The organism is Methylobacterium terricola (genome assembly GCF_006151805.1).
Classification (GTDB): Bacteria; Pseudomonadota; Alphaproteobacteria; order Rhizobiales; family Beijerinckiaceae; genus Methylobacterium; species Methylobacterium terricola.
In genome coordinates this window covers 249,298-258,273 of sequence record NZ_VDDA01000008.1, presented here as the reverse complement: position 1 = coordinate 258,273, position 8,976 = coordinate 249,298, and the positions used below count along the sequence as shown (strand labels likewise).

Annotated in this window: 7 protein-coding genes, 1 tRNA gene, 2 rRNA genes and 1 pseudogene; 4 read left to right on the top strand and 7 right to left on the bottom strand. The window is 69.1% G+C overall.

Going from position 1 to position 8,976, the window contains the following annotated elements:
* The 3 genes from FF100_RS19180 to FF100_RS19170 form a co-directional block, all read left to right on the top strand.
* A 23S ribosomal RNA gene (locus tag FF100_RS19180) occupies positions 1-91 on the top strand; the annotation flags it as partial.
* Positions 92-178: 87 nt separating this feature from the next.
* Positions 179-294: ribosomal RNA gene (gene rrf, locus FF100_RS19175) — 5S ribosomal RNA — on the top strand.
* 42 nt (positions 295-336) lie between these two features.
* A tRNA-Met gene (locus FF100_RS19170) sits at positions 337-413 on the top strand.
* Between the two features lie 131 nt (positions 414-544).
* On the opposite strand, the gene FF100_RS19165 is transcribed toward FF100_RS19170, so the two are convergent.
* The 7 genes and pseudogenes from FF100_RS19165 to FF100_RS19140 form a co-directional block, all read right to left on the bottom strand.
* Positions 545-1,357, bottom strand: coding sequence for a Vgb family protein (locus FF100_RS19165; RefSeq protein ID WP_139037273.1), 813 nt, complete (start codon positions 1,355-1,357; stop codon positions 545-547).
* Positions 1,354-1,767: a carboxymuconolactone decarboxylase family protein gene (locus tag FF100_RS37195; protein WP_171070252.1), complete on the bottom strand. Its 414-nt coding sequence runs from the start codon at positions 1,765-1,767 to the stop codon at positions 1,354-1,356. Before FF100_RS37195 ends, FF100_RS19165 begins: the two co-directional genes overlap by 4 nt.
* 246 nt (positions 1,768-2,013) lie before the next feature.
* Positions 2,014-2,133: pseudogene (locus tag FF100_RS38655) on the bottom strand (MerR family transcriptional regulator); the annotation flags it as partial.
* Between the two features lie 155 nt (positions 2,134-2,288).
* Positions 2,289-5,357 carry an efflux RND transporter permease subunit gene (locus FF100_RS19155; RefSeq protein ID WP_139037271.1) on the bottom strand — a complete coding sequence of 1,023 codons (3,069 nt, stop codon included), beginning with the start codon at positions 5,355-5,357 and terminating at the stop codon, positions 2,289-2,291.
* Positions 5,358-5,430: 73 nt separating this feature from the next.
* Positions 5,431-6,507: an efflux RND transporter periplasmic adaptor subunit gene (locus FF100_RS37945; protein WP_139037270.1), complete on the bottom strand. Its 1,077-nt coding sequence runs from the start codon at positions 6,505-6,507 to the stop codon at positions 5,431-5,433.
* On the bottom strand, positions 6,504-7,619 hold the full coding sequence (locus FF100_RS37940) for an efflux RND transporter periplasmic adaptor subunit (protein ID WP_139037269.1): 1,116 nt from the start codon (positions 7,617-7,619) through the stop codon (positions 6,504-6,506). Before FF100_RS37940 ends, FF100_RS37945 begins: the two co-directional genes overlap by 4 nt.
* A gap of 304 nt (positions 7,620-7,923) precedes the next feature.
* On the bottom strand, positions 7,924-8,217 hold the full coding sequence (locus tag FF100_RS19140; RefSeq protein ID WP_139037268.1) for a hypothetical protein: 294 nt from the start codon (positions 8,215-8,217) through the stop codon (positions 7,924-7,926).
* Positions 8,218-8,286: 69 nt separating this feature from the next.
* Here FF100_RS19140 and FF100_RS19135 point away from each other — a divergent pair, with 69 nt between their 5' ends.
* Positions 8,287-8,922, top strand: a complete 636-nt coding sequence (locus FF100_RS19135) for a TetR/AcrR family transcriptional regulator (RefSeq protein ID WP_139037267.1) — start codon at positions 8,287-8,289, stop codon at positions 8,920-8,922.
* The last annotated feature ends 54 nt before the right edge of the window (positions 8,923-8,976 follow it).

The following is an 8,976-nucleotide window of genomic DNA, read 5'->3' as shown; positions in this document are numbered from 1 at the left end:
CCGTGGAAGACGACCACGTGGATAGGCTGGATGTGCAAGCGCGGTAACGCGCTGAGCTGACCAGTACTAATCGCTCGATCGGCTTGATCGCTCTCATGATCCGTGTCCGGATCGACCAACACACCACGACACGACGAAGACACACACACATGCTTGCCGGATGAACGTGCTTGGCCGGTCTGGTGGTCTGAGCGGGGTGATCTGAACCCGATCCCATCTCGAACTCGGCCGTTAACCGCCCCAGCGCCTATGGTACTGTGTCTCAAGACACGGGAGAGTCGGTCACCGCCAGACCTGCCAAGCACGTCACGTTCCCTCATCACGATCACGTCTTGGCGCGGGGTGGAGCAGCCCGGTAGCTCGTCAGGCTCATAACCTGAAGGTCACAGGTTCAAATCCTGTCCCCGCAACCATCGTCGGTGAAAAGGCCTCCTGGCGAAAGCCAGGAGGCCTTTTCCTTTTTCAGCGTTGCTCGGTTGCCAGACTCATCGTGCGGCAGATCTTGGGAGGGCGCCTCACTGGCGACACCTGTGACGCGCCATCATCATCGGGCAACGCGCGAACGATAGACGATCCCCGACCCCCAGGCGCCGACGAGAAGGTGTCCGTCCCGGCCGCGGCCGAGCGCGACGAGACTTCCCTCAAACCCGCTGGCCACAACGGCCGAGCGCCCATCCATGGAAACGCGCCTGACGACGCTGGCGCCATTGTCGGCGACGAGGACGGCATCGGGGCCATCAGCGACGATGCCGACGCCTGGACGGGAAAAGCTCGCGCCCAGTTCCTGGGTCGAACCGTCCGCCAGGATGCGCGTCACCCGCCCCCCATACTGCGATGTGATCACGCTGCCGTCCATCATCTCTACGACGCCGACCGGTAGGGACAAGGAACGCGCAAGAATGCGCTGCGTGCCGTTCGACAGGTCGATCGACACGATCTCGCCGGCAGCCCGGTTGGCGACCAGGAGACGGCCATCGGCGGCGAAGCCAAGACCAGCAGGAGTCGCGAGCCCGCTGGCCACCCGTGTCCTGGTTCCGTCCGGTGCGAGGCGCAAGACGTCGTCGTCCGAGTATGAGGCAACGAAAACGGCGCCAGCGCCGTCGATGGCGATTCCGGCCGGTGCTGCGATCCCGGTCAGTGCGGTCGAGCGGACGCCGTCCACACCGATCCGCTCGACCGTGCCGGCTCCCCAATTCGAGACATAGACCGTTCCATCCGGTGCAGTGGCAATCCCGGTCGGAGCGCGAAAACCGTCCCACAGCTTCTCAGGCTGCGTCGGATTCGCGTCAGCCGATGATGCCATGGCGATCACGGCCAGCGTGATGAGCGAGGCAACCATGGTCGCGCCACGCGTCATGACGCGTGTCCCTCGCCGGTCGCGCGCTCGGCGAACATGGCTTTCGCCGCGAACAATCCGTTCAATGCCGCTGGGAAGCCGGCATAGACTGCCATCTGCATGATGATCTCGACGATCTCCACGCGAGAGAGGCCGACATTCAGGCCCGCCTCGATGTGGACCTTGAGCTGGGGAGCCGCATTCCCCATGGCCGTCAGAGCCGCGATCGTCGCGATTTCGCGAGCCCGCAGGTCGAGGCCGGGGCGGGTATAGATATCCCCGAAGGGAAACTCGATCAGGTAGGTTGCGAAGTCGGGGGCAATGTCGGCGAGCGAGGCGACGACCTTCTCCCCTGCATGACCATCGATATCAGCGAGCGCCCGTCGCCCGCGCTCCAGCCGGCTCTCGCCGGCGCCCACGTTGGGTGTCATGTGCCTGCATCCTCTCCATCCAGGCCGGCATAGCCGGCGATCTTGGTGTCGAGGGCGAGGAGACAGGCCTGCAAAGTCAGCAAGGCGGGCGCGGATGCACTCACGATGCTGCTTCAGCACATCTCGGCGCTCAGCCGCCGTGGCGACGCCACCGTCCCGCGAGGCCGCGTAGCGCAGCATCTCCCAGATCGGCATCCCGGTCGTCTTGAGACGGTGGAGGAATGCGATCCGGGTGAGGATCGATGCGTCGTAATCCCGTTGGCTCGATTGGTTGTGGCCAGCGCAGGGCAACACTCCGATCCGCTCGGAATAGCGGATGATGAGGGTGGACAGTCCCGAACGCGTCGCCGATTCCCCGATCGTCATGAGCACCTTGCTCGCCACGACGCTCCGGAGGCTAGGAGTTCGAGCGTGCTCTAAGTCAAGAGGCGGAATCGGCGCAAGATTTCAGCATCGCAACGTTCGCTGGGCCCGGGCGGCGAAAAGCGACGCCCGGCTGGATCCGGCGGAAGAAACATCCTTCAAGCCCCCGCGGGAGCCTGCGCCTCGCCCTTCTTCTGCGGCCGGATCCGGTACCAGCCGACATAGAGCGCCGGCAGGAAGAACAGGGTCAGGAAGGTCGCCGCGATGATGCCGCCGATCATCGCGTAGGCCATCGGGCCCCAGAACACCTCGCGGGCGATCGGCACCATGCCGAGGCTGGCCGCCGCGGCGGTGAGCAGGATCGGGCGCATGCGGTGGCAGGTCGCCTCCACCACCGCGTCCCAGGGTTTCATCCCCTCGGCCTCGAACTCGTCGATCTGGGTGACCAGGATCACGGCGTTGCGGATGATGATGCCGATCAGCGCCAGGATGCCGAGGATCGCCACGAAGCCCATCGGGGCGCCCGACGGCAGCAGGGCCGCGACGACGCCGATCAGGCCGAGCGGCGCCACGCTCGCCACGAGAAAGAGCTTCTGAAGGCTCTGGAGCTGCACCATCAGGAAGAATGCCATCACCAGCAGCATCACCGGCACCACCGCGGCGATCGGGCCCTGGCCCTTGGCGCTCTCCTCCACCGCGCCGCCGGTCGCGAGGTCGTAGCCCTCGGGGAGTTCCGAGCGGAACTGCGCCATGGCGGGCTCGAGGGCCGTCACCACGGTCGGCGGCTGGGTCGCGTCGGTGATGGCGGCGCGCACCGTGATGGTCGGCATCCGGTCCCGGCGCCAGACGATCGGCTGTTCGAGGTCGTAGTGGATCCGCGCGAAGGCGAGCAGCGGCACCGTGGCGCCGCCGGCGGTCGGCACCTGCAGGCTCTGGAGCGTGTCGACGGAGCGGCGCTCGGGTCCCTGCGCCCGGCCGACCACGTCGACGAGGTAGATCGCGTCGCGGACCTGGGTGATCGTGGTGCCGCCGACGACGCCGTTGAGGATGCCGGCGATGTCCTGCGAGGTCACGCCGAGCTGGCGCGCCTTGTCCTGCAGGATCTCGACCCGCAGCACCTTGCCGGGCTCGTTCCAGTCGAAGGTCGGCAGGCCGACATGCGGGTTCTGCGCCACCACGTTGGCGAGCTTGAGCGCCTGGGCGCGGACCACCTGCAGGTCGGGGCCGCTGATCCGGTACTGGATCGGCCGGCCGACCGGGGGCCCGAGATCGAGGGGATGCACGAACACGTCGGTGCCGACGAAGTCGCGCCGGGCGAGCGCGTTCAACCGCGCCATGGTGCGGTCGCGCGCCTCCAGCGACACGGTCTCGATCACGATCTGGCCGTAGAACGCGTTCTGCAATTGCTGGTCGAGGGGCAGGTAGAACCGGATCGCGCCCTGGCCGACATAGGAGCTCCAGCGCTTGATCGCCGGATCGTCCTTCAGGGCGGCCTCGAACCGGTCCATCTGCGCCCGGGTCTCGGCGATGCTGGCATTCTGCGGCAGGGTCAGGTCGACCAGCACCTCGGGCCGGTCGGAGGAGGGGAAGAACTGCTGCTGGACGTGGCCCATGCCGACCACCGCGAGCCCCAGCATCCCGACGCAAGAAGCGACCGTGATCCAGCGGAAGCGCATCGCCGGCAGCAGCAGGGCCCGGAAGGCGTTCAACAGGCGGCTCGGCTTGTCGTGGTGGCCCTTCATGGTCTTCGGCAGGATCTTCACGCCGATCAACGGCGCGAACAGCACCGCCACCACCCAGGAGACGAGGAGCGAGGCCGCGATCACCACGAACAGCGAGTAGGTGTACTCGCCGGCGGCCGAGCCGTTGAAGCCGATCGGCAGGAAGCCCGCCACGGTGACGAGCGTGCCGGTCAGCATCGGGAAGGCGGTGGAGGTGTAGGCGAAGGTCGCGGCCTTGTGCAGGCTGTCGCCGGCTTCCAGCCGCGCCACCATCATCTCGACGGTGATCATCGCGTCGTCGACGAGGAGGCCGAGCGCGATGATGAGCGCGCCGAGCGAGATGCGCTGGAGCGTGACCCCCATCACGTCCATGACGACGAACACGATGGCGAGCACCAGCGGGATCGAGAACGACACCACGAGGCCGGCCCGCACCCCGAGGCTGAGGAACGAGACGACGAGCACGATCACCACCGCCTCGACGAGGGCCTTGGTGAAACCGCCGACCGCCTCCTCGACGATGCGCGGCTGGTCGGAGACGAGGTGGATGCCCACGCCCACCGGCAGCTCGCCCTCGACCTGGCGCATCCGCGTCTTCAGGGCCTCGCCGAACTGGAGCAGGTTGCCGCTCTGCTGCATGGCGATGGCGAGCCCGATCGCCGGCTGGCCGTTGTAGCGGAACAGGGCCTGGGGCGGGTCGGCGTAGCCGCGCTCGATCGTGGCGACGTCGGAGAGGCGGAAGAAGCGGTCGTTGACCCGCAGGTTGATGGCCTTCAGGCTGTTCTCGTCGGTGAACTGGCCGCCGACCCGGACCGAGACCCGCTCCGGCCCGGCCTGGATCACGCCGGAGGGCGCCACCGCGTTCTGCGCCTGCAGCGTCTTGATCACCGACTGGATGTCGACGCCGAGGCCGGCGAGCTTGCGGGTCGAGAAGTCGAGATAGATCATCTCGTCCTGGGCGCCGATGATCTGCGTCTTGCCGATGCTCGGCACCTTGATGATGCGGGTGCGCACCGTCTCGACGTAGTCTCGCAACTGGCGCATCGACAGCCCGTCGGCCGTGAAGGCGTAGACGTTGCCGAACACGTCGCCGAACTCGTCGTTGAAGAACGGGCCCTGCATGCCTTGCGGGAAGGTGCCCTTGATGTCGCCGAGGCGCTTCCGGACCTGGTAGAACAGCCACGGGATCGTCTTCGGCGGGGTCGTCTCGCGCAGGTTGACGAACACCGTCGCCTGGCCAGGCGTCGTGTAGCTGCGGGTGTAATCGACCGCGTTGATCTGCTGCAATTCCTTCTCGATCCGGTCGGTGACCTGCTCGAGGGTGTCGCCGATGGTGGCGCCGGGCCAGTTCGCCTGCACCACCATGGTCTTGATCGCGAAGGCCGGGTCCTCCTCGCGGCCGAGCTTGCGGTACGACATCGCGCCGGCGACGATCGCCACCACCATCAGGAACCAGACGAAGGAGCGGTGCGACAGCGCCCATTCGGAGAGGTTGAACGATTTCATCGGGCGCGGCCTCGCGCTGAACGGGGTGTGGGTGCGGGCCGCGGGGCCGCGCGCGGAAGGAATCGGGCCGGGGTCAGAGGCCGGAGGCGGCGAGACGCACCGCCTGGCCGTCCTTGAGGCTGTGGGCGCCCGCCACCACCACGGTCTCGCCGGCCTTGAGGCCGTCGCTCAGGGTCACCGCGCCTTCGTGGTGGATCGGGGTGTCGACGAGCACGACGTCGCGGCGGGAGACCGACGTCCCGTCGGGCGCGACGACCCAGACGCTGGTGCGGTTCTCCGCCCGCAGCAGGGCGGTCGCCGGCAGGGTGATGCGCGGCGGGGTCGGACGCCGCAGCGCCACCGTGACGGTGGTGCCGAGCCGGAAGGCCTCCGGCGGATCGACGAGGGTCATGCGCACCCGGCGCGTCCGGGTCGCCGGGTCGGCGAGCGGCCCGATCTCGCGCACCCGGCCCTTCGCGGTGATGGTCGGCGCCGCCTGGAGCGTCACGGTGAATTCGGTGCCGGCCCTGATGCCGGCCATCAGCCCGTCCGGGATGTCGACTACCGCCTCGCGGATGTCGGGACGGGCGAGCGTCACCACCGCCTGGCCGGCGCTCACCACCTGGCCGATCTCGGCGTTCCAGGCCGTCACCACTCCGTCGACATCGGCCTTCAGGGTGGCGTAGCCGAGCTCGTCGCTCGCCTTCTGCAGGGCGGCCTTGGCCTGCGCGAGACGCGCCGTCGCGGTGTCGCGGCTCGCCACGGCACTGTCGAGGGCGGCCTGGGTGACGTTGCCGCCCTCGAACAGGGTGCGCTGGCGCGTCTCGACGGCACTGGCATTGGCGAGCTGCGCCTCGGCATCGGTGACGTCGGCGCGCGCCCGGGTGACGGCGAAGAGCAGCACGGTCGGATCGAGGGCGGCGAGCCGCGCGCCCTTGGGCACGAGGTCGCCGACATAGACGTCGCGGGCGACCATCCGGCCCGGCACCCGGAAGCCTGCCTGCGTCTGGTAGCGCGGCTCGACCGTGCCGGCGAAGGGGCCGAAGGTCTCGGCGGTGGACACTTCGACCCTGGTGGTGAGCACCGGGCGCACCGGCGGCGGCGCCTCGGCCGTCTCGCCTTGGCATCCGGCGACGGCGAGGAGGACGACAAGGGCAGGCGCAAATCTCACGGCGCGTCCTCCCCGACCACCGCGACCCTCTGGCCCGGGCGCAGCAGCTGGATGCCGGCGGTGACCACCCGCTCGCCCGGCGCGACGCCGCTCGCGAGCACGATGGCCGAGCCGGCATAGCGGTCGATCGCCACGGTCTTCGGCGCGACGGTGTTGCTGGCGGGATCGAGCACCCAGACCGCCGGCCGGTCCTGCCAGCGGAACAGCGCGCTCCAGGGCAAGCTCACGGCCTCGCGGGCGCGAAAGCGCCCGAGGCCCGCCACCGTGGCGCCCAGCGACATCTCGGGCGGCACGTTCGTCAGCCCGATCTTCACCCGGACGCCGCCGGAGGCCGGATCGACCGCCGGCGAGATCTCCCGGACGGTGCCGGTGGTGCGCACCCGCGGATCGGACAGGAGGATGATGTCGATCGTCTTGCCCTCCGGCGGTTCGGCGAGCAGCGTCTCGGAGACGACGAACACCGCGTCGCGCGGCCCGTCCTGGGCCAGGGTGAACACGGTCTGGCCGGACTGCACCACCTGACCGGCCTCGGCGTTGCGGGCCGTGATGATGCCGGCGACGCCGGTCTTCAGGGCGGTGTAGGAGAATTGCTCGCGGGCATTGCCGAGGACGGCCTTGGCCGATTCCACCGAGGCCTGGGTCGTGCGCAGCGTCTGCTCGGCCTGGTCGTAGGCGGTGCGGGTGGTGTAGCCGCTGCGCATCAGCGATTGCTGTCGCTCGAAGCTGACCTTCGCCTGGGTCAGCAAGGCTTCGGCCGAGGCAAGCGCCGCCTGCGCGGTATCGACGTTGACCTGCTGCTCCTGCGGCTCGAGCCGGGCCAGCACCTGATCGGCGGTGACGTGCTCGCCGACCTCGACCAGGCGTTCCTGAATCTTGCCGCTGACCCGGAACGCGATGTTGCTCAGAAACTTGGCCTGGATGTCGCCGGTCAGCACGACCTGGGCCGAGACCGGCGCGAGGGCGGCAGCGACGACCCGGACCTCGGCCAGGGCGGGGTTGCGGGCCGCTTTCGTGGTCTCGCCCTTGGCCGGCGCCTCGGCGTCGGCCGTGCCGGCGGTCGCGAGGGCGAGGGCGAGCAGGGCGGCGCCCCGCGGGATCGGACTTTGTCTCATGAGGATCTCGCGGGTCCCCGTTCGGGCGAGCGGAAGGCTGAAGCATCCTTCGACGACATGGATACCGGTTCGCCAAAGAAAATGCGGCACAATCAAAGACCTGGAGCGGCGCCCGATGGCAGGGCGTTCGGGTGCCGCTCTGGCGCAGGGAACGGGGCGATGAAACGGGCGTGAAGGAGCGGCCGCGAGGGGGCGGATGCGGCCGCTCCTTCCAGATGTGGGCCGTTCTCCGGATGGAGGGCGTCCCGCATCTGTGGGGGAGCCCCGGCAGGGCGCCGGGGCGAAGGGGACGGGCGGGACAGCCTCAGAGCTGGCCCGGCTCCGAGAGGCAGGTCGGGCAGGCAGGTGCCACCGGGTCGAGGCGGGTCCAGGCCAGCAGGCCGGCCCAGCCGGCGAGCGCGACGATCACGAGCGCGAGCGTCGAGGCCGAGACCCGCCGCGGCAGCAGCGGGCGCGATGGGGCGAGCGGCGGCGCATGGAGGTCGAGCCCGTTCGGCAGATGGGTGAAACGAGGCCGGCTCGACCCGGTTTGATGCAGCGGGCGAACCCGGCCCGGGCCGATCACCGTGCGGGGACTCAACATCACCCTGGGGGACATGGCACGCGCTCCTTGAAGGCGACGCCTGCTTCGTACTAATAACTGACCAGACAGTCAATAAGGAGCGACATGGCCATTGCGGGACGGCGCCAGCGGCGCAAGGAGGAGCGGCCGGGCGAGATCGTCGAGGCGGCGTTCGAGGAATTCGCGCGCAGCGGCTTCGCGGCGACCAAGCTCGACGACGTGGCGGCCCGGGCCGGAATCACCAAGGGCACGATCTACCTGTACTTCCCGAGCAAGGAGGACCTGTTCCTCGCCACGATCAGGGAGATGAACCGTCCCTCGCAGGAGAACCTCGCGGCGCTCACCGCCGTGCCGCAGGGATCGGCGATGGCGATCCTGCGCAGCCACTTCGCCTTCGTGTACGAGCACATGGTCGAGGACCGGCGCGCCCGCGAGATCCTCCGGATGCTGTTGGCCGAGGTGAGCCGGTTCCCCGACCTCGCCGCCCGCTGGCGCGCCGAGGTGATCGGCCCGGCGGTGGAGAACCTGCGTCGGGTGGTGCGCTACGGCATCGAGCGCGGCGAGTTCCGCGCCTGCGCGGCGGAGGAATTCCCCCACCTGCTCTTCGCCCCGGTGATGATGGCCTGCACCTGGCGCCTGATGTTCGGCGACGACCACGCCCTCGACGGTGCGGCGTATCTGGCCGGGCATCTGGATCTGATGGAGCGCGGGCTGGTGCGAGGGGAGGGGAGCGGGGAGTGAGGCCGCCCGGGCTTCCGTTCCGGACCCGGCGGCCTCTCCCAAGGCGCGTCATCC

Bases quoted from the DNA above. Each gene is read 5' to 3' on its own strand.
- FF100_RS19165 (WP_139037273.1), bottom strand. From the start codon at position 1,357: ATGACGCGTGGCGCGACCATGGTTGCCTCGCTCATCACGCTGGCCGTG.
- FF100_RS37195 (WP_171070252.1), bottom strand. From the start codon at position 1,767: ATGACACCCAACGTGGGCGCCGGCGAGAGCCGGCTGGAGCGCGGGCGA.
- FF100_RS19155 (WP_139037271.1), bottom strand. From the start codon at position 5,357: ATGAAATCGTTCAACCTCTCCGAATGGGCGCTGTCGCACCGCTCCTTC.
- FF100_RS37940 (WP_139037269.1), bottom strand. From the start codon at position 7,619: ATGAGACAAAGTCCGATCCCGCGGGGCGCCGCCCTGCTCGCCCTCGCC.
- FF100_RS19140 (WP_139037268.1), bottom strand. From the start codon at position 8,217: ATGTCCCCCAGGGTGATGTTGAGTCCCCGCACGGTGATCGGCCCGGGC.
- FF100_RS19135 (WP_139037267.1), top strand. From the start codon at position 8,287: ATGGCCATTGCGGGACGGCGCCAGCGGCGCAAGGAGGAGCGGCCGGGC.